Source organism: Gordonia sp. p3-SID1431 (assembly GCF_025143765.1).
GTDB classification, from domain to species: domain Bacteria; phylum Actinomycetota; class Actinomycetes; order Mycobacteriales; family Mycobacteriaceae; genus Gordonia; species Gordonia hongkongensis.
This window is the reverse complement of the sequence record NZ_JAMBDT010000014.1, coordinates 42,242-62,048: the sequence shown is the minus strand read 5'-3', so window position 1 is coordinate 62,048 and position 19,807 is coordinate 42,242. Positions and strand designations below refer to the sequence as shown.

Below are 19,807 nucleotides of genomic sequence, written 5' to 3'. Positions count from 1 at the left end.
GTTGCGTGGCCCTTCGTGGCTCGCTTCGCTCGCACCTCAGGGAGCATAGAATTCGGGCGCCCAGGAGTGTTCGCTCGGTGGTCCACGACGGCCGTCCGGCCGCTCCTCAGGGAGCGGAGGCGTCGCGCTCGTCGCACCTCGGGGAGCGGGAGGGGGCCGTGCTCCTTGCGCCTGTGCTCAGGGAGCGTGAAGCCGCGTGTGCGCGAACCTCAGAACTCCTCGGCGCCGATGAGAGCGGCATCGTCGGCGACCTTGTGGTCGTGGGCGACCTTGGCCAGCGATACCGCGCCGAGGGCGACGACGCAGTATCCGGTGGCGAACCACCACGGTGTCGCCTCCGAACCGGTCCACTTCGCGAGGTACGCGACGAGCACGGCCGCGATCGCGGCGCCCATCCAGCGGAGGAAGCTGAACCCGGCACTCGAGACCGAGCGCGGGGTGTCGCCGCCGACGGCCGACATCGCGACGTCGGTGAAGAGGGTGTTGAGCACGCCCGAGGGGAAGCCGGAGAGGATGACGGCCAGGCCGATCAGCCAGATCTGTCCGGTGAACGTGCCGATCCCGGCCAGCACCATGACAAGTCCGTATGTCGAGATGGCAACCATGACACCGGCCTTCTCACCGACGACCCGAGCGAGCAGCGGCGCGACGAAGACTCCGGCGACCGCGGTGAGTAGACCCCAGCCGAAGAAGACGAGTCCGGCGTAGATGGGTCGCAGGCCCATCGCGATCGGCGCCCAGGCGATCACGGTGAAGAGGGCGCCCGTGTAGAAGGCGGAACCGACGGACGTGACGAACAGGGTGCGGTTGCGCAGGACCTTGATCGGGTCGACGATCCGGACCCGCACTCGTTCGGACCGGGGGCCGTCGGCGGGAAGCATGAACGCGCACAGGATGGCTCCGGCCAGCATCAGCAGGGCGGTACCGGCAAACGGTGCGCGCCAAGTCCATTCACCGAGCGTCGCACCCAGGAGCGGTCCGACGGCCAGCCCGATGCCCAGGGCGGCCTCGTACATCATGATGGCGCTGTTGCGGTTGCCCACCGCCGATTGGACGATGAAAGCCAGTGCGGTGGCGAGGAACAGTGCGTTGCCGAGACCCCAGATCACCCGGTAGGCGATGAGCTGGTCGATGTTGTCGGCGAAGGCCGAGACGCCGGCTGCGACGACGATGAGTCCCAGCCCGACGGTGAGTGTGCGTCGCGGCCCGAAACGGTATGCGGCCCAACCGGTCAGCAGCATCGCGACGCACTGGACGCCGACGTAGACACCGAACAGGAGCGTGAGCTTCTCCGGTGGGGCGTTCAGCGCTTCGGCGATGCTGTGCAGGATCGGATCGACGAGGCCGATGCCCATGAAGGCGATGACGGCGGCGAAGGCGGTGATCCACACCGCGCGCGGTTGGGCGCGCAGAGAGGCGAGCATCGACGGTTCGGTTGCGGTGGTGTCGCGCGCCACCGCGGCGGTGTCGCCCGGGGTGTGTTCGGTGACGGTCATGAATTCCTCTGCCAGATCAGGCGGACGGCCGGCGGTGTCGAACCCCGACCGGGCCGCTCACGCACTCGCCGGGCGGGCGGGGTGCGATACCGGGTGATTGTCGAGATGGTCGCGCAGGGCCTGCAGGGCCGGTCCGGCCGCGGCGATGGCTTCGCGCTGCTGATCGTCGAGTGCGGCGAGCGCACCGGTCAGGATGACGTCCCGCTCCTCGCGGATCTGCCGCACGAGGGTGCGCCCGTGGTCGGTGAGGCCGACGAGCACGGCTCGGCGGTCGTCTGGATCAGGTCTGCGTTCGACCAGGTCGTGCTTGGTGAGTCCGTCGATCACCGACGTCGCTGTCGGCATGCGGATGGATTCGCGGGTGGCGAATACACCCATCCGCATCGGCCCGTGATCGGCGAGGACGCTCAGGGCAGACGTCTGCGCCGCGGTCAGCTCGACCGACGGTGCGCGACGACGAAGGGCCAGGTAGAGCCTGGTGATCGTCGGCCGCAGGGTCTGGGCGAGCTGGGCGGGGTCGGAAGCGGACACGTTTAGAGAGTCTAATACTTAGGGATTCGAAGTATTAGGGCGGAAGGCTGTGACGCTGCGCACGCATCTGCGACTCGACTCGTTCAGACGGTCAGTGGTGCCCCACGACTCCGAAGAAGGCGATCAGGTCCTCGCGGGCGGTCGCGACGCCGTCGGGCCGGCCGTCGATCTCGCTGAGCAGTCCGCGCTGGAAGATGCCGTCGAGCGCGATGTAGGCGACCGCCGGTGTCACCGCGGGCTGCGTCCCCGACAACTCGCAGAATCTCTCCACCACACGCCAGATCATCTCTTCGCGCCGGCGCTCGATCTCGATCACGTCCGCGCGGAAGGAGTCGTCGAACATGCTCTGGTTGCGCAGGTCGTACCAGAGCCGATGAATGGCTGCCTCGGAGTGCATGCCTGCGAAGAAGGTGTCGGCGAACTCGTCGCGCAACTGGTCCGCGGTCACCGCCTGGGCCACGACCTCGTCATAGCGGGTGACGCAGACGGCCTCGTACTGCCGGACCGCGTGGGCGATGAGGTCGAGCTTGTCGGTGAAGTAGTAGTGCAACACGCCGTGCGAGTACTCGGAGTTCTGCGCGATCTCGCGCAGGCTCGTCCGCGCGTACCCGAGTTCGGCCAGCGTCGTCAGAGTCGCCATGGCCAGCTCGTCGCGCTTGGCCTGGAACTTGTCTCGTGCGCGGGCCTCGATGCGGGCCTGTCGGTCGACGACCTGTGTCATCTCGCGGTCCTTGCCGGGGGATTCCCTTGCTCGGGGAGTGATGGAGTTCGAGACCCGAGTGTACCCACCCGGCCGAGTTCGACGCTTGTCGGCGCCAGCCGGGCGGGCACCGGGTGAGGCCTCGATCCGGTCAGCTGAATGCGCCCCGGACCTCGGTCTTCAGGATCTTGCCGATCTTGGACCGCGGCAGCTCGGTCCAGATCTCGATCTCCTTCGGCGCCTTGACGCTGCCGATCCGTTCCTTGACGAAGGCGATGAGCTCCTCGGTGTCGGCGTCGTGCCCCGCACGCAGTTCGACGGCGGCCGTCACGCGTTCGCCCCATTTGGGATCAGGCAGCCCGATGACGGCCGAGTCCTTCACCGCCGGATGGGCCAGCAACGCCTGTTCCACCTCGGCCGAGTACACGTTGAACCCGCCGGTGATGATCATGTCCTTGGCGCGGTCGACGACGAAGAGGTAGCCGTCGTCGTCGAGGTAGCCGATGTCGCCGGTGTGATGCCAGCCGTGCGCGCTCACTTCGGCGGTGGCCGTGGGGTTCTCGTGATACCCGTCCATCACGAGCGGTCCCCGGACGACGATCTCCCCGCGCTCGCCGCGACTCAGCAGCGACCCGTCCTCGGCCATGATCGCGACCGTGGTCAGCGGTGTCGGCCGCCCGGCCGATCCGAACCGCTCGGTGGCCATCGACCCGTCGTCATGGAAGTGCTCGGCGGGCGCGAGGGTGGCGATCATGTTCGGCGCCTCCGTCTGCCCGAACAACTGGCCGAGCACCGGTCCGATACGCGTCAGTGCTTCTTCCAGCCGCGTGGGCGACATCGGCGCCGCGCCGTACCACAGACATCGCAGCGAGCTCACATCCCGACTGTCGAGGTCGGGATGGTCGAGCACCCCGTAGATCACCGTCGGCGGGAGGAAGGCGTGGGTGATTCGATGCCGCTCGATCAGCGCCAGGAAGTCCCCGATGTCAGGTGCCGGCATGATCACGACCTCCCCGCCGAGGCTGAGGATGGGGAACGTCAGCACCCCCGCCGAGTGGGTCAGCGGGGCGAGCGCCAGGTACCGGGGGCGCTCACCGAACGGGTAGCTCATCAACGCCAGTGCCGTCGAGGTCATCATGTTGTCCTCGGTGAGTCGCACCCCCTTCGGTCGGCCGGTCGTCCCGCCGGTACCGGCGAGCATGCACAGACCGCCATCTGGTCGTCGGCGTTCGTCCGGCTCGGCCCGATGTTCGTCGAGCCAGCCGTCGAACGGCCTCGCCCAGTCGACGTCGCCGTCCAGACAGATCATCCGGTCCAATTGCGGGAGCTGATCTTTGATCTTCTCGATCAGGCCGGTGAACTTCGCCTGGAAGAACAGCAGCCGACACCCGAAGAGATCGAACAGCTGTCGGTTCTCCTCGGCCTCGTTGCGCGGATTGACCGGGCACCACACAGCACCCGCACGCGAGATGCCGAAGACGCATGTCAGGGCCAGCGGATCGTTGGCCGAGAGGACGGCGACCCGGTCACCGGCCTCGATCCCGTTGTGCTGCAATGCACCCGCGATGGCGGTGGACCGATCCTGGACCTCGCCGTAGGTCGAGGTGACCCCGCCGGCGGTGAGGCACGGCGCGTCGCGCCCCAGCGAGGCGCCCTTGTCGAGGTACTCCGAGAGTCGCATGTCGTCCTCAGCGGTGCACGGTGACGATCGGGTCCAGGACCAGACCGAAAGCGCGTAGGGTGCCGAGCAATTCGCGATGGCCGAACGCCTGGCAGCTCGAGACGAAGCCGACACGGCGGGGGCGGGCCTGGAGGAGTTCGTTCGCGGCGTGCGCGTTGAGCAGGGCGGTCTGCTTGTAGTTGGAGTTGCCGTGGATCACGCAGTGCGCGCGGCCGAGCGGACCGGAGGCGTACACCGAGTCCAGCGAGGTGTTCAGGCGCGGGTTCTCACGCGGGGGCATCTCGCTGCGGATGGCGGCCGACTGCTCGTCGATGATCCGGTACTTCTCCTCCTCGGACTTGCCCTCCATCTGTTCGAGCGCGGCGGCCACCAGAACCGGAACGCCCTGCATCAGTGGCCGGTTGAAGACGCCGCCGAGTGCCTTTGCGGTGGCCACGCGCGGGTCGTTCTTGAACCACACCGGGTGTGATGTACCGCCCCAGGGCAGAGCGAGACCGAGGTCGTGCTGGCCGGGCACGCTGACCGTGTACAGACCCGCGTCCGCCGGCCATTCGACGTACTCGTTCTCCTCGAGGTAGTACGCCTTCGCGAATGCCGCATTGGTGAGGATCGTGTTGGTCGACGCGACGGTCGGGTGGCCCTTCCAGAACACCTGGATGTCGAGGGTGTCCAGTCCGGGGTTCTCCAGGCAGATGTTCGCGGCGATCTCGCCGATCGAGTACATCTGCGCCAGGCCCGGCGTCAAGACCAGTTCGCGAGAAGCGAATTCGGCTCCGTACTGCGCCTCGGCATCGATCATCCAGTTCTGTTCACCGTTGGTGTCGGTGTAGTGGGCCCCGATCTCCAGGCACGCCTGGACGACCTCGTGACCGTAGCGGGCGAACGGCCCGACCGTGTTCAGTACGACGTCGGCGCCGCGGAAGGCCTCGGTCAGCGCCTCGACCGTGTGCTCGACCTCGACGATGTCGTACGCGACCGTGTCGATGCCCGGCACCGCCTCGACGGCGCTCTTCAGCCGGGCGTGGTCGCGGCCCGCGGCCAGGAACGGAATGTTGTACTCGCGCAGGTACTCACAGATCAGTCGGCCGGTGTATCCGGACGCTCCGTAGACGACGACGCGTTTGTCGGTGGGCATGGTGGGACTCCTCGTGTCTGGTTCGGGTGTTCGATGCGGGTGTTCGGGAAAAGCGTTGCGGCGGTGGACGTCGGCGGGATCACATCCCCATGCCGCCGTCGACCGGGAGGCCCGCGCCGGTGATGAACTTCGCGGCGTCGGAGACGAGGAAGACCACGGCGTCGGCCATGTCGTCGACCTGACCGAGCCGGCCCAGCGGCGTCAGTTCGGCGACCGCCTGGGCAGCCGCCTCCGGGGATTCGAACAGCCCCAGGGCCGCGGTCTCGACGGCGAGCTTGTTGCCCATCGCGGTCGGGGTGAGTGCGGGATAGATCGAGTTGACGCGCACTCCGTAGCCGAGCTTGCCGGATTCGGCGGCCGCCACCCGGGTGAGGCGGTCGATACCCGACTTCGTCGCGGAGTAGACGCTGATGCCGGGGAAAGCGATTGTCGCAGCGACGGATGCGATGTTCACGACGGCTCCGCCCCTGCCTGCGATGCCGCCGGGACGCATCGCGCGGAACGCGTGCTTGATGCCGAGTGCGGTACCGAGCACGTTGACGTCGAGCATCTTCGACGCCTCTGCGGCGTCGAGATCGACCAGGAGGTTCGTCACCTCGATTCCGGCGTTGTTCACGACGATGTCGAGCCCGCCCAGCGACTCGACGGTCGACGCCACGGCCGACTCCCAGGCCGCGTCGTCGGTCACGTCGAGCGCGACGAACTCGGCCTTCGCGCCTTGTGCCCGAAGCGTTTCGACCGTCTGCCGACCGCCGTCGGAGTTCACGTCGCCGATCGCGACGGACGCGCCGGCTGCGGCGAGCGCCTCGGCCATCCCGGCACCGAGGCCCTGCGCGCCACCGGTGACCAGTGCCGTCCGCCCGGTCAGGTCATAACTCGTCATCGTTCCACCTCCGTGAGACCGCCTCGGCCGAGGCGGAGAAGCAAGACACAGTCGAGGCGACATGTGCTGCACGCCACACTAAGCCTGAGTCTTGACACTCGTCAAGAAAAACCTTGACGACTGTCACGATCGGGGTGCGGGCCACGAAAGATCCAGGTCAACGGCTCGGTGCCGCTGGACAGTCCTGGTGGGAGATGCGAACACCCCCGAGCCGGGCGGCAGTGGCCAGGACTCGAGGGTGCTCGGATAACGAGGTGTGGTCAGACGCCGATCTCGCCTCCGTTGTCCCGCCACACGGCGACGACGGAGGGCCGGGGCTGCGATTGTCCGCCGTCGGGCCAGTGCGACGCCGGGTTGTCCGCGGAGTGGTCGTCGAGTTCGCCGGGATGCTGAACCGCGATCAGGACACGATTGGTGTCGATGATCGGGCCGCAGGTCTCGCCACCCTTGGGCACGGTCAGGAACTGCTTGGTCTCCCCGCGTCGATCGCCGTCCAGGGCGACCGCGAACAACCCGTCGTTGCTGTCGAGTGCGTTGCCGTCCGTGGAGATCCACAGATTGCCATGGGGATCGAACGCGACGTTGTCGGGGCAGGAGATCGGACTGACCTTGGTCTTGTCGAACCCGCCGTAGTAGGTGTCGGCAGCAGCCGGGTCGCCGCACACCAGCAGGAGTTCCCAGGTGAACTCGGTGCCGGTGTGGTCGTCGGTCATCTCGAGGACCTGACCGTTCTTGTTCTCGTTGCGGGGGTTCACCGCATCGGCAGGCGCTTCTCCATCGGTGCCGCGATCATCGTTGTTCGTCAGCGCGCAGTAGACCTTGCCGGACTTCGGATTCGGTTCGATGTCCTCGGGCCGGTCCATCTTGGTCGCGCCGACGGTGTCGGCGGCCTGCCGGGTGAACACCGCGACCTCGGCGGGGGACATGCCGCGGATGTACGAGCGTGCCGAACCGTCGGCATTGACCGTCAGCAACGGCTTCCAGGACCCCTTCCCGGCGAATTTTCCTGAGGCGGGCGGGGTTCCGGTGCCGTCCACCGGGTCGGGGGAGTCCCCGGTGAAGGTGGCGACGTAGAGCGTGCCTTCGTCGAGGATGCCCATGTTGTGGTCGCGGGCCGTCTTCGACAGGCCGGACTTCATCTTGCGGCTGGAGACGAACTTGTAGATGTACTCGAACCTCTCGTCGTCACCGCTGTAGGCGACGACGGTGTCCTTGTCCGGCCCGCTCCCGACCACGTAGATGTTCGCCGATTCGTGCTTGAACCGGCCCATCGAACTGTGCTTCACCGGAACGGAATTCGGGTCGTGCGGATCCACCTCGACGATGTAACCGAAGCGATTCCCCTCGTTCGGCTCGACCGCCAGGTCGAAGCGCTTGTCGAACCGTCCCCAGTAGTGCTCGTCGCCGTCGTCCTCGAAGGAGTAGCGCTCGAGCCGCTCCTTGGCCTTGGCATCGGTGATGGTGCTCGGGTTCGCGAAGTAGTTGTTGAAGTTCTCTTCGCCGGAGAGCATCGTGCCCCACGGGGTGAGACCTCCGGAACAGTTGGCGAAGGTGCCCAGGACAGTGGTGCCCGCCGGGTCCGCGGCCGTCTTGACGAACTCGCTGCCCGCGGCCGGGCCGGTGAGGCGGAAGGGGCTAGACGCGGTCAGACGTCGGTTCCGCGGGCCCACAACGGGTTTGAGAGCTCCGCTGCCGGATTGCGCGGCGACCTCGACGACCGCGATGCCGACCGACGCCATGGCGATGCGGGCCTGCTGCTCGGTGGGTTCGCCTTCCTTGTAGCCGGCGAACATGAAGGGCTCGGTCGGATACTCCAGGTTGGCGACCAGGTAGTGGTGATCGGCGACGCCGTCGACCGGGATCAGGCCGGCGAAGTCGTTGTTGAAGCCGAACTGCCCGGCCTGCGCCTCGGGTGTCTGCTTGGCGAAGTCGAACTCGGGAGCGCCGGGCAGGATCGGGTCGCCCCACCTGATCACCACCTCCTGGCGGTACCCGTCCGGGATCACCACGGCGTCCTCCGTGTTCGGCGCGACGGCGGCGAAGTTCATGCCCGGCATCGCATCTCCGGATGTCGCACCGCTCGACGACGAGGCCGACTCCGACGACCCGGAGTCACCGCACGCCGCGAGGAGCGAGGTCGCACCGACGGCCACCGCTGCACCGGCCGAGGTCTTGAGAACGCTTCGACGCGAGACCGCGGTGCGGACGATGTCCCGGAAGTAGTTGTTGTCGCTGGTGTTCCCGGGATCGTGGCGGCACGCGTCGCCGCACTTGTAGCGGCATGTCACGTAGGCGCGGGACGAACGTCCGGCATCCTCGCCGGTGGACATGAACAGCTGCAACGGAATACGCACACGGGCTCCTCTGAAAACATGGTCGCGCCACGGGGCCGGCGCACGACGAGGAGCACGTTAGGAGGATGAAACGAACCGATGGCTACCCGAGCGTTAACGGCAACCCAACACCCCTGTTGGTTCCACGTGGAACATCACGCGGTCGTGCTATTCGGCCCGCTCGCTGCGCTCCCGGCGCCGTGCTGATCTGGCCCGCTCGCTGCGCTCCCGGCGCCGTGTCGATCCGGCCCGCTCGCTGCGCTCCCGGCGCCGGGGCCTAAAAGCGCCCGCCGGTTCCGATCCGGCCCGACGACCCGGAGCCGCCGAAGGAACCGGGGCTGCGTCCGCCGCTCCCGAAGCCGCCCCCACCGAAACCGCCGCCGAAGCCGCCGCCACCGAAGCCGCCCCCGCGTCCCGCGACGGTGCCGCGTAGGAAGCTGTCGACGAGGATTCCGCCGAGGACCGCACCGGCGGTGGACGAGCCGCCCGGATGTCGCTGCTGCGACTGCCAGTCGACGACGTCGGTCTGAGCGGCCATGAGCGCCTGGTCGGCCAGGGAACCGGCGCGACGTGCGGTCGCGGTCGCCACCGGTGCATCGGTGGCAGCGGCGTCCGTCGCGGACTGCAGAAGCCGCTGCGCCTCCGCCAGTCGGGTACGTGCCGTGGACTGCACGGCCCCGCGGCGGGTGCCGATGAAGTCGGCCGCCGCCGTCACCTTGGCCTCGGCCGATTCGAGTGCCGCGGTGAGGACCTGTGCACGACGGATGCGCTCGGCCGCGGCGTCCCGGGCCGCGGCGAGTGCGTCGTCGAGATCGGCATCGGCGTCGACGAGCGCCGTGAAGGTACCCAGCGGATCGGCGTCGAAGTTGCCGCGGGCATTCGCGACCGCGGCGCTCGCGACCTCGATCGCAGTCACCAGCGAGGTCCCGCCGGTCTGTGCCAGCGCGGTGGCCTCGGCCAGTTCGTCGTCCACCTCGGCGATGAGCGCCGGCATCCGCGAGCGGGCGACGGCGATGTTCGCGTCTGCATGATCGATGGCGTCGAGCAGCGTGGTCGCCTGCTCGATCGATCCCTCGGCCGAGCGGATCGCAGCGACGGCCGGTCCCTGCTGACCCACCGGTGCGGCGATGGCGGCGCGCCCCTGATCCGCGGTCGCCTCGGCGAAGTCGATCTGGGCTCGGGCGAGATCGACGTTGTCGAGGATGGAGGTCAACGTGGCCTCGCCGTGCTTGCCGATGAGCTCGGTCAGCTGCTGCGACGCCGTCTCCAGACGGGCACGTAGACCGATGAGTTGCTGGGTGATGGAGTCGAATCGCGAGTCCGCATTGATGAGGAGGTTGCGCATCGCGTCGAAGTTCTCGACGTGGTCGTCCAGTGTGCTGTCGATCTCGGTGCAGGTGGTGATGATCTGGACGAGCATCGAGCGTCGTTCGTCGTCGGTCTCGGGAACGTTGTCATCGAGACGCTGGCGCAGCGCGAACGCCCGTCCGAGCGCCTGCTCGGCGTGCCGCACGGTGTCGGTGAACGGAGCCGTCTCGGCCTCACCGAACTCGCCGACCGCCAGCTGCAGCTCCTCCTTGCTGGTACGGATGGCGTTGTCGAGGTCGGTGAGCACCTCACGCGACCACGGGTCGAGCACCTCGACGGGTTGCGCGGCCAACTGGTCGACGGTCAGTTCCTGCTCGCGCAGGGTCTCGACGCTGTCGTCGATACGACGCTGCCTGCGGCGTCGGGAGTAGAGGTACGCGCCGCCGCCGCCGAGGACGGCCACGCCGCCGACGACGCCGGCTGCGATCAGGCCGGTGTGGTTCGGATCGAGTGCGCCGGACAGTCCGTTGACCGCCGCCAGGCCCGCACTTGCCCAGTTCTCGTCGCGCAACTGCGGGACGACGTCGTCGTTCGCGACTTCTTCGAGTGTCGATTGATCGAGGCCGCCCACGCTGTCGGGTGCGAAGAACCGGTACGCCCGGTCCTCGGTGGCGACGGCGAGCAGGGCGTCATGGTCACCCAGCTCGCTGGCGGCAGCGGTCCGATCCGCCCATTCCTCGCTGGTCAGACCGTCGAAATTGCGGACATACACGATCCACATCTGGACCGCGTGGGCGTTGTAGAGCGAATCGATGGCCGTCTCGAGCTGGGTGCGCTGCGCCGGGGAGATCGCGTCGGCGGAGTCGACGACGTAGTTCGGCAGCCGGGTGGGCGGCTCCGCCGACGCGGCACCCGGGGAGGCCAGGGCCATGAGGACGCCCAGCAGTCCCGTCAGCGCGACCGCCGAAGCCGCGCGTGTCAGCAGTTCCCGAAGTGCCGGCACTCGATGCATGATCACAAACCTAGCCGTGCGGGCGTGCGGTGTCGTCGACGCCTTCGGGAGAGTGTCGGCACCCGGGCGCGGGTGCGCCCGGGTGCTACGCGGTCAGTTCCGCGAGTCGCGCCACCGGCACAGCGCCTCGAGTGCGGTGAGGTCGTAGTCGGGGCCGGTGACGCCGACGGTCAGCAGCGTGACGCCCTCGTCGGCGAGTGCATCGGCATCGCGCAGCAGCGCGTCGGTGTCCCCGTCGAACTGCACGCCCGACGACCGCTCGATGGTCTCGGGGTCTCGACCCACGGCGGCGCAGTGCTCGGCCAGCACCTTGGACTTGTGCCGGTACTGCTCGACGTCGTTGAAGCCGTGCCAGACGTCGCCGTGCTCGGCGATGTAGCGCAGCGTCTTCTTCTCGCCGCTGCCGCCGATGAGGATCGGGATGTCGCGGGTGGGAGCCGGATTGAGCTTCGCCAGCCGCGACTTGATCCGCGGGAGGGCGGCACCGAAATCGTTCAACCGGGAACCGACGGTGCCGAAGTCGTAGCCGTACTCGTCGTAGTCCTTCTGGAACCAGCCGGCTCCGACGCCCAGGATCAGACGGCCGTTGCTGATGTGGTCGACGGTGCGGGCCATGTCGGCGAGCAACTCCGGATTCCGGTACGAGTTGCAGGTCACGAGCGCGCCGATCTCCACCCGAGAGGTCTGCTCGGCCCAGGCGCCGAGCATCGTCCAGCACTCGAAGTGCTCGCCCTCGGGAGCGCCGTAGAGCGGATAGAAGTGATCCCAGTTGAACGCGATGTCGACGCCCGTGTCCTCGGCGCGGCGGACCGCGTCCCGGATCAGCGAGTACTCGGGTGCGTGCTGGGGCTGGATCTGGACACCGATGCGAATGGGGAAGGCCATGCCGACCAGTCTGCCCGCTGACGGCGGAATCGTCGACGGACGTGGTGGCCGCACTCTTGGTGCCGCGTCGACATCGGCGGTACGAAGTAGCGGTGAGCATCAGACCGGTCGCGCCGCCGCTCGACGAACTACGCCGTCGTACGAGCGCGAAGTGGAGCACGCACCCCGACGACGTACTACCGCTGTTCATCGCGGAGATGGACTATCCGCTCGCACCGGTGGTCGCCGACGCCATCATCGACCGGGTACGTGCGTCCGACATCGGTTACGCGGCGACCTCGGGCTCCGCAGGCGAGGCCTTCGCCGGGTTCGCCGACCGTCGGTGGGGTTGGCGGGTGGATCCGGCTGACGTCAGCTCGACGACCGACGTGAGCGTCGTCATCGTCGAGAGTCTGCGCGTCGCGATCAGTCCCGGCGACGGTGTCGTGCTGATGCCCCCGGTCTATCCGCCGTTCTTCGAACTCATCCCGGAGGCCGGTGGTCGCGTCGTCGAGGTGCCCCTCCTCGAGGAACGCGGGTCGTCGTCGACGGCCTGGCGGATGGATCTGGCGGGCATCGAACGCGCCCTCGCCGCCGGGGCCCGCGCGGTTCTACTGTGTCACCCGCACAATCCGCTCGGTCTCGTCCACGACGCCACCGACCTCGCGCGACTGGCCGACTTGGCCGCGGCACACGGCGCGACCGTTGTCAGTGACGAGATCCATGCGCCGCTGGTCCACCCCGGCGTGGAGTTCGTCCCGTTCCTCACGGTGAGCGACACGGCGCGTGACGTCGGCGTGGCCGCACATTCGGCGAGCAAGGCCTTCAATCTCGCCGGTGCCAAGTGCGCGCTCACGGTTGTCGCGTCGGATCGGGGCCGGGCTCTGATCGCGCGGCAACCCGACGAGGTGCGCTATCGCACGAGCATTCTGGGCCGCGCTGCGGCCGAAGCGGCATTGGCGCACGGTGACGAGTGGCTCGACGCCACCCTCGAGGTCATCGGGGAGAGCTTCGATCTCCTCGAACAGCTGCTCGCGCAGCATCTTCCGACGGTTCGATACACGCGGCCGGAGGCGTCGTATCTCGCCTGGCTCGACTTCCGCGAGACCGGGCTGGGCGACGACCCCGGGCTCGTCATTCTCGACAAAGCCCGCGTCGCCCTGCATTACGGACACGCCTTCGGGAATCCGGGTGCCGGTTTCGTTCGACTCAACGTCGCTTGCTCCGCCGACGTGCTCACCGAGGCCATCCGGCGGATCGCGGGCGTGGTGCACTGACCCGGGGTCTCCCTCCACCATAACTTCTTGCCGGATCGGCAACCGTCCTTGCCGCTCACGACGGTGCGTGCCAGAGTCGAAGGCATGACAACCGAGAACAGCCACCGCCCCGAGGCCGCCACCGAGTCCCGGGGGAGCAACGATCCGGGAACCGCCGAAGGCTGGGACGAGCGGTACCGCAGCGCGGACCGTTTGTGGACCTCCGACGTCAACCCTGCGCTCGTCGCCGAGGTGTCGGACATCGAGCCGGGCACTGCGCTCGACGTCGGGTCGGGCGAGGGGGCCGACGCCCGATGGCTCGCCGACCGCGGATGGCAGGTCACGGCCCTCGACATCTCGCAGGTCGCGGTGGATCGGGCCCGTGAGATCGACCCGCGGCCGTCGATCACGTGGTTGCGTGCCGACGTGATCGCCGAGGACGTGCCGGCGGCCGGCGTCGACCTCGTGACGCTGCACTACTTTCCGATCCCGAAGGAGGGTTTGGACGCCGCGCGGCGGCTGGTCGAAGCCGTCGGCCCCGGCGGGTCCCTGCTCGTCGTGGCACACGCCCCCGAGGGTGTGCGTGCACATGGCTTCGACCCTGATGTCTATGTGCAGCCCAAGGACTTCGCGGCCTTGCTCGGCGACGGTTGGGAGATCGTCACCGACGAGACGCGGGAACGCGGCAAGGCCGCGGGAGGCGGCCACCACACCCACGACGTGGTGTTCCGGGCGCGGAGACTGGCCGCCTGAGATCCCGTTGCGTTTTGTCCCGGTAGCCGGGACAAAACGCAATCGGATCTGCGTTGCCCGGCGATTGTGATCGGACGGTCCGCAATTCAGTGCACATCTGTACACTCGGGGCATGACCGCCACGACCACGCGTGAGTCCGAGCTGCGGGCGCTCACCGATCTCGGGCTGTACGAGGCCGGCGCTGCGACGCGCGGCGTCGGAGCGATGCACCGCGTCATCGCCGGGGGCGTCTTCCGAATGCTCCGGCCTGTCCTGGGGAGTTCCGTCGACACCGCGCGGATGGTGCATGACGCCGTCAGCGAGGGGACGTACAACTCGATCACCGCGGCGCTCGACGCCGGTAGGACGGCGGCGGACCATGTGCCCTGGTCGGAGGGCCGCGCGCCCTCGCACACCCCTCGAGGCGCGGTGCTCCTCGGCATCCTCAACGGTCTCATCGGCGATGAACTGGAAACCGTGCACTCGCCCCTTACGGCCGACATGTCGATCCGCGTCGACGGCCGGCCGGTCTCCCTCGACGCAGAGTCCCTCCGCGATGGCTTCCCCGACACGGGTGGACACGTCGTCGTGTTCCTGCACGGCCTGATGGAGTCGGAGTTCGCGTGGTCGCTCGGCTCGAAGCAGACTGGGCCCGCTCGCTCCGCTCCCGGCGCCCGGCGAACTGGGCCCGCTCGCTCCGCTCCCGGCGCCCGGCGAACTGGGCCCGCTCGCTCCGCTCCCGGCGCCCGGCGACCCACATACGGCGAGCGGCTGACCCACGACATCGGCGCCACCGAGGTCCAGGTCCGCTACAACACCGGTCGCCACATCAGCGAGAACGGCCGCGCCCTCGCCGACCTTCTCGACGCACTCGTCCTGCTCTGGCCGACGCCGGTGACACGACTGACCCTCATCGGGCATTCGATGGGTGGGCTGGTCGTCCGAAGTGCTTGCCACGCAGCCGATCAGCGCGGCGACTACTGGACCGGCCTCGTGTCGGAGACGGTGTGCCTCGGCACGCCGCACCTCGGGGCTCCACTCGCTCGCGGTGTCCACCTGGCCACGAATGCGCTGAACCGGACGCCGGTCACCCGCCCGATCGGCTCATTGCTGCGTCGTCGCAGCGCCGGGGTGCGAGACCTGTTCCACGGCAGCCTGACCGACGACGACTGGATAGGTCACGACCCGGACGCGTGGTCACAGCCGCCCGGCGCCGACGTGCCGCTGCTGGCGGGCGCTCGCCATCTCTTCGTCACCGCGACGATCACCCGCGACCCCGACCACCCGGTCGGGCGTCTGCTCGGTGACGGCCTGGTGCTCGCGCCGAGTGGGCGCGGGCAGCACACGCGGCAGCGTCGCGGGCTGAAGTTCCAGGAGGGGTTCCACATCGGCAACGCACACCATTTCACCCTGCTGAACAACGACGCGATCTACGAGTGGCTGCTCGGCCACCTCATCCCGCGAATGGAGCTGCCGCCCGGGCGATCGTCGTGAGACCGGGCGGGTTTCGCCGACGAAGCGGCGTCGAACTCAGTGCGGACGGCGCTGCCGGTAACGGCCGCGCGCGGCGAGTACGCCGACGACCCATCCGACGAGAAAGACCACGGCCAGGATGAACCACAGCGGAGATTCGACACTCACCCAGAACAGGTCGATGCGCACCGTGGTCCGGTTCTGCACGATGAAGACCACCGCGAGAACGGTCAGTCCGAGCGCAATCCATTGCGGCAAAGACACCTTCGACAGCGCGGACGATTTCCCGGTCGCGGGTTTCGGGGTGCCACGGTCTTTGGCCATGCCAGAGACTGTAGGCGCATTCGACGGCGGTCACCGGAGATCCGGTTGCGATTCGTCCCGCAATCCGGGACAAACCGCAACCTGAGCCGGCACCGGGGTTCAAGGGGTCCAGCGGGACCGGTACAGCGCTCAGCGGCAGACCGCCCCTTGCGACGCCGAGGTGACGAGCTTGGAGTACTTCGCCAGCACGCCGCGCGTGTACCGCGGGGGCAGGGGAGTGAACTCCCGTGCACGCGAAGCGAGTTCGTCGTCGTCGACGAGGAGGTCGAGGAGACCGCGGCCGACGTCGAGCCGAATGCGGTCGCCGTCGCGGACCAGTGCGATCGGTCCGCCGTCGACGGCCTCCGGCGCGATGTGACCCACGCACAGACCGGTGGTGCCGCCGGAGAATCGGCCGTCGGTCATCAACAGCACGTCCTTGCCGAGACCCGCGCCCTTGATGGCGCCGGTGATCGCGAGCATCTCCCGCATGCCCGGTCCGCCCTTCGGGCCTTCGTACCGGATGACGACGACGTCCCCGGCGGTGATCGTGCCGTCCTCGAGTGCGTCCATCGCGGCGCGTTCGCGGTCGAAAACCCGTGCCGTTCCCTCGAAGACGTCGGAGTCGAAGCCGGCGGACTTCACCACCGCGCCCTCCGGTGCGAGCGATCCCTTGAGGATGGTGATGCCGCCGGTGGGATGGATGGGGGACTTAGTGGCCCGCAGGACCTGGCCGTCCGGGTCCGGCGGCGCGATGTGCGCCAGGTTCTCCGCGACCGTCGATCCGGTCACCGTCAGGCAGTCGCCATGCAGGAGGCCCGCGTCGAGGAGTGCCTTCATCACCACCGGCACACCGCCGATGCGATCGACGTCGGTCATCACGTGCCGGCCGAACGGCTTGACGTCGGCGAGGTGCGGAACCCGGCTGCCGACGCTGATGAAGTCGTCGAGTGACAGTTCGACCTCGGCCTCGTTGGCGATGGCGAGGAGGTGGAGGACGGCATTGGTCGAGCCGCCGAACGCCATGACCACGGCGATCGCGTTCTCGAAGGCCTCGCGGGTCATGATGTCGCGCGCGGTGATCCCGCGGCGCAGCATCTCGACGACGGCGACCCCGCTCTGGCGGGCGAACTGGTCGCGGCGCTTGTCCGGGGCCGGGGGTGCGGCACTGCCCGGGATGGACATCCCGAGTGCCTCGGCCGCGCTGGCCATCGTGTTGGCGGTGTACATGCCGCCGCACGCACCCTCACCCGGGCAGATCGCGCGTTCGATGGTGTCGACGTCCTCCCGGCTCATCAGTCCGCGCGAGCAGGCTCCGACCGCCTCGAAGGCGTCGATGATGGTCACCTGACGCTCTTTGCCGTCCGACAGCGTTGCGTATCCGGGCAGCGTCGACCCGGCGTAGAGGAACACCGACGCGAGGTCGAGTCGGGCGGCGGCCATCAGCATGCCGGGCAGGGACTTGTCACAACCGGCCAGCAGGACCGAACCGTCGAGCCGCTCGGCGCTCATGACGGTTTCGACGCTGTCGGCGATCACCTCGCGGGACACCAGCGAGAAGTGCATGCCCTCGTGACCCATCGAGATGCCGTCGGAGACCGAGATGGTGCCGAACTCGAGCGGGTACCCGCCGCCCTCGTGCACGCCTTCTTTGACCGCCTTGGCCAGCCGGTCGAGCGACAGGTTGCAGGGCGTGATCTCGTTCCACGACGACCCGACGCCGATCTGCGGTTTCACCCAGTCGTCGTCGCCCATGCCCACCGCGCGGAGCATGCCGCGGGCCGCGGTCTTCTCCAAGCCGTCCGTGACGTCGCGACTACGCGGTTTGATGTCGATCTCGGCGTCCGGTTCGGTTCGCTTGGTCATGAGGGCAAGAGTAGTGGTCCTCGGCGTCGAGCGGTCGGAACACCCGATGCCCGGCGACGGCGTCACCAGATCGTGCGCGGACAGCACAGAACCGTGCGCTCGTGACCAGATCGGTGCCCGCCGGAGTGGTTAAGGTCCAGCTCGACCCCGTTCTCCCCTGGAAAGGCCGTCGGTATGAACCCCAGAATCGCAGTCCGGAAACTGGCCGGACGGGCAGTGCTCGTCTCGACGCTGATGGCCGCGGCCGTCGGCCTGTCGGTGGCCCCCGCCCACGCCCAGCCGTCGGCACCGACCGTCGTCCTGGTGCACGGGGCGTTCGCGGATTCGTCGGGCTGGCGCGACGTCGCGCAGGATCTGCGCAGCCGGGGACTGGCGGTCCAGACCTTCGACAATCCGCTCCGGTCCCCGGCCTACGACTCCGAGCAGCTCGAAAAGAAGCTGGCGACGATCGACGGACCGATCGTCCTCGTCGGTCACTCCTACGGCGGCTTCGTCATCACCAACACCCAGGACCCCGACGTCCGTGCCAACGTCTACATCGCCGCCTTCGCGCCGACCACGGGCGAGTTCGTCCAGGGGCTGCTGAACCCGATCACCTATCCCGGTAGCCGGCTCCTTCCGCCGGCCCTGCAGCTGACGGTGGTCGAGAACGACCCGACCGGCGTGGCCGGACGCAACGTCGACGGTTACATCGCGCGCCCGTACTTCCGGGAGATCTTCGCGCAGGACGTGTCGCCCGCGGTCGCCGCCGACATGTTCGCCCACCAGAAATCCGCCGCGCTCCGCGCCAACCTGGAACCGTCCGGACCGCCGTCGTGGGCACGGGTGCCCAGCTGGTACCTCGTCTCGCAGCAGGATCGGGTGATCCCACGGCGCTGCAGCGCTTCCTGGCCGGACGAGCCGTACCCGGGCGCACCGCCGAGGTCAACGCCTCGCACGCGTCGTTGGTGTCGCGCCCCGACGCGGTCTCGCGGACGGTGCTGCGAGCGGCCGACGCGACGCAACCGCGCTGACCCGGGGGGGCCGACACCGCATTGTGAGCGCGGTGATTCTAATCGGACCGAGGCGCACGAGGGTGGCGCAATGACCTGCGGCCGAGCACGGGCCGCAGGTCACGGCGTACCGCCGGTGGCGCATTCACCCCGGGCCGCGACCAGCGCCGCGCACAGGCGTTCCGGGGCCGGCGCGATCGCGTTATCGTGCCATTCATGCAGCTCAGGACCACAGCAGCCGGACGGCTCCGGGCGGACAACGCCCGTATGGTCGCCGACGTGCTCCGGCGACAGATCCACGACGGCGACCTCGCCGATTCGCTCGATGAACGCACCCTCATCGCCGACTTCAATGTCTCCCGCAACACCATCCGCGATGCACTCGCGATCCTCACCGAGGAACGACTGATCGAGCGAGCGCCACGGGTCGGCACCCATGTGGTGGCTCGCAAACTCGATCATGGGCTCGATGCCCTGCAGGGACTGAAAGAGACATTCCGCATGCACGGCGAGGTGCGCAACACGGTCAAGATCGCCACCCTCGTCGATGCCCCCCGCGCAGTCGCGAGGCGGCTGCAACTCGCCGACGCGCAGGCCGTCTACATCGAACGGCTGCGCTACCTCGACGACGAGCCGATCAGCCTGGACATCACGTATCTCGTGCCGGACCTCGGCATCCCGCTGCTCGAGCACGACCTCGAGAACAACGACGTGTTCACGCTTCTCGAGCAGATCGCCGGCGGACCCCTCGGACACGCGACGATGACGGTGGAGGCCGTCGACGCCGACCCGCATTCGGCGGCGCATCTCGAGACCGGTTCGGGTACCTCGCTGCTGCTGCTCGAACGACTGACCCATCTCGCGCACGAGAGCCGCCCCGTCGACCTCGAGTACATCCGGATGCGCAGTGACCGAGTCTGTCTGCGGAGCACCGCCCGACGCGAGGCGGCCGGCTCATGAGTCAGGTCAACAACCGCGTCGACGTGCCGGTCACAATCGACGAATCGCTGTGCATCGAGGGCTGCACCCTCTGCGTCGAGGTCTGTCCTCTCGACTCGTTGGCGATCAACCCGGAATCGGGCAAGGCCTTCATGCACGTCGACGAGTGTTGGTACTGCGGGCCGTGCGCGGTCCGATGCCCGACGGGTGCGGTCACCGTCAACATGCCCTATCTGCTCCGCTGAAATCTTCTGTCCCACAACGCCGGTACTGCAACGCAACCGGCGGCGATCACCCATGCC

The 19,807-nt window shown here is 68.3% G+C and carries 16 protein-coding genes and 1 pseudogene; 6 read left to right on the top strand and 11 right to left on the bottom strand.

Annotated features, from left to right (window positions below):
* Positions 1-209 precede the first annotated feature (209 nt).
* The 9 genes from M4D77_RS05970 to M4D77_RS05930 form a co-directional block, all read right to left on the bottom strand.
* On the bottom strand, positions 210-1,496 hold the full coding sequence (locus M4D77_RS05970; protein WP_068972103.1) for an MFS transporter: 1,287 nt from the start codon (positions 1,494-1,496) through the stop codon (positions 210-212).
* 57 nt (positions 1,497-1,553) lie between these two features.
* Positions 1,554-2,027 (bottom strand): MarR family winged helix-turn-helix transcriptional regulator, encoded by a 474-nt coding sequence (locus M4D77_RS05965; RefSeq protein WP_247450673.1) that lies wholly within the window; start codon positions 2,025-2,027, stop codon positions 1,554-1,556.
* A 91-nt stretch (positions 2,028-2,118) separates the two neighbouring features.
* Positions 2,119-2,748, bottom strand: coding sequence for a TetR/AcrR family transcriptional regulator (locus tag M4D77_RS05960; RefSeq protein WP_247450672.1), 630 nt, complete (start codon positions 2,746-2,748; stop codon positions 2,119-2,121).
* Between the two features lie 130 nt (positions 2,749-2,878).
* The gene (locus tag M4D77_RS05955; RefSeq protein WP_159371713.1) at positions 2,879-4,408 is read right to left on the bottom strand and encodes a long-chain fatty acid--CoA ligase; all 1,530 of its coding nucleotides are present in this window, start codon (positions 4,406-4,408) and stop codon (positions 2,879-2,881) included.
* Between the two features lie 7 nt (positions 4,409-4,415).
* Entirely contained in the window at positions 4,416-5,543 is a 1,128-nt protein-coding gene (locus M4D77_RS05950) for a DUF5938 domain-containing protein (protein WP_065631111.1), read from the bottom strand.
* Positions 5,544-5,622: 79 nt separating this feature from the next.
* Positions 5,623-6,426, bottom strand: coding sequence for an SDR family NAD(P)-dependent oxidoreductase (locus M4D77_RS05945; protein WP_259935759.1), 804 nt, complete (start codon positions 6,424-6,426; stop codon positions 5,623-5,625).
* 260 nt (positions 6,427-6,686) lie between these two features.
* Entirely contained in the window at positions 6,687-8,780 is a 2,094-nt protein-coding gene (locus M4D77_RS05940) for a PhoX family phosphatase (protein WP_259935758.1), read from the bottom strand.
* 256 nt (positions 8,781-9,036) lie between these two features.
* Positions 9,037-11,079 carry a TPM domain-containing protein gene (locus M4D77_RS05935; RefSeq protein WP_259935757.1) on the bottom strand — a complete coding sequence of 681 codons (2,043 nt, stop codon included), beginning with the start codon at positions 11,077-11,079 and terminating at the stop codon, positions 9,037-9,039.
* A 93-nt stretch (positions 11,080-11,172) separates the two neighbouring features.
* Positions 11,173-11,964, bottom strand: coding sequence for an LLM class F420-dependent oxidoreductase (locus tag M4D77_RS05930; RefSeq protein WP_068972109.1), 792 nt, complete (start codon positions 11,962-11,964; stop codon positions 11,173-11,175).
* Positions 11,965-12,056: 92 nt separating this feature from the next.
* Between M4D77_RS05930 and M4D77_RS05925 the strand changes: the two genes are divergently transcribed.
* The 3 genes from M4D77_RS05925 (at position 12,057) to M4D77_RS05915 (ending at position 15,426) form a co-directional block, all read left to right on the top strand.
* Positions 12,057-13,220, top strand: a complete 1,164-nt coding sequence (locus M4D77_RS05925) for a MalY/PatB family protein (protein ID WP_259935756.1) — start codon at positions 12,057-12,059, stop codon at positions 13,218-13,220.
* A gap of 84 nt (positions 13,221-13,304) precedes the next feature.
* On the top strand, positions 13,305-13,952 hold the full coding sequence (locus M4D77_RS05920) for a bifunctional 2-polyprenyl-6-hydroxyphenol methylase/3-demethylubiquinol 3-O-methyltransferase UbiG (protein WP_259935755.1): 648 nt from the start codon (positions 13,305-13,307) through the stop codon (positions 13,950-13,952).
* A 112-nt stretch (positions 13,953-14,064) separates the two neighbouring features.
* On the top strand, positions 14,065-15,426 hold the full coding sequence (locus M4D77_RS05915; protein ID WP_259935754.1) for a GPI inositol-deacylase: 1,362 nt from the start codon (positions 14,065-14,067) through the stop codon (positions 15,424-15,426).
* Between the two features lie 36 nt (positions 15,427-15,462).
* Here M4D77_RS05915 and M4D77_RS05910 read toward each other — a convergent pair whose 3' ends face one another.
* On the bottom strand, positions 15,463-15,729 hold the full coding sequence (locus tag M4D77_RS05910; protein ID WP_137810943.1) for a lipopolysaccharide assembly protein LapA domain-containing protein: 267 nt from the start codon (positions 15,727-15,729) through the stop codon (positions 15,463-15,465).
* Positions 15,730-15,858: 129 nt separating this feature from the next.
* Positions 15,859-17,574 carry a dihydroxy-acid dehydratase gene (gene ilvD, locus M4D77_RS05905; protein WP_068972114.1) on the bottom strand — a complete coding sequence of 572 codons (1,716 nt, stop codon included), beginning with the start codon at positions 17,572-17,574 and terminating at the stop codon, positions 15,859-15,861.
* 174 nt (positions 17,575-17,748) lie between these two features.
* Here ilvD and M4D77_RS05900 point away from each other — a divergent pair.
* The 3 genes and pseudogenes from M4D77_RS05900 to M4D77_RS05890 all read left to right on the top strand — a co-directional run bounded on the left by M4D77_RS05900 (position 17,749) and on the right by M4D77_RS05890 (position 19,750).
* Positions 17,749-18,587: pseudogene (locus M4D77_RS05900) on the top strand (alpha/beta fold hydrolase).
* 246 nt (positions 18,588-18,833) lie between these two features.
* Positions 18,834-19,526 (top strand): GntR family transcriptional regulator, encoded by a 693-nt coding sequence (locus M4D77_RS05895; RefSeq protein ID WP_159372000.1) that lies wholly within the window; start codon positions 18,834-18,836, stop codon positions 19,524-19,526.
* On the top strand, positions 19,523-19,750 hold the full coding sequence (locus M4D77_RS05890) for a ferredoxin family protein (RefSeq protein WP_010843879.1): 228 nt from the start codon (positions 19,523-19,525) through the stop codon (positions 19,748-19,750). The genes M4D77_RS05895 and M4D77_RS05890 overlap by 4 nt, the downstream gene beginning before the upstream one ends.
* Positions 19,751-19,807: the final 57 nt, after the last annotated feature.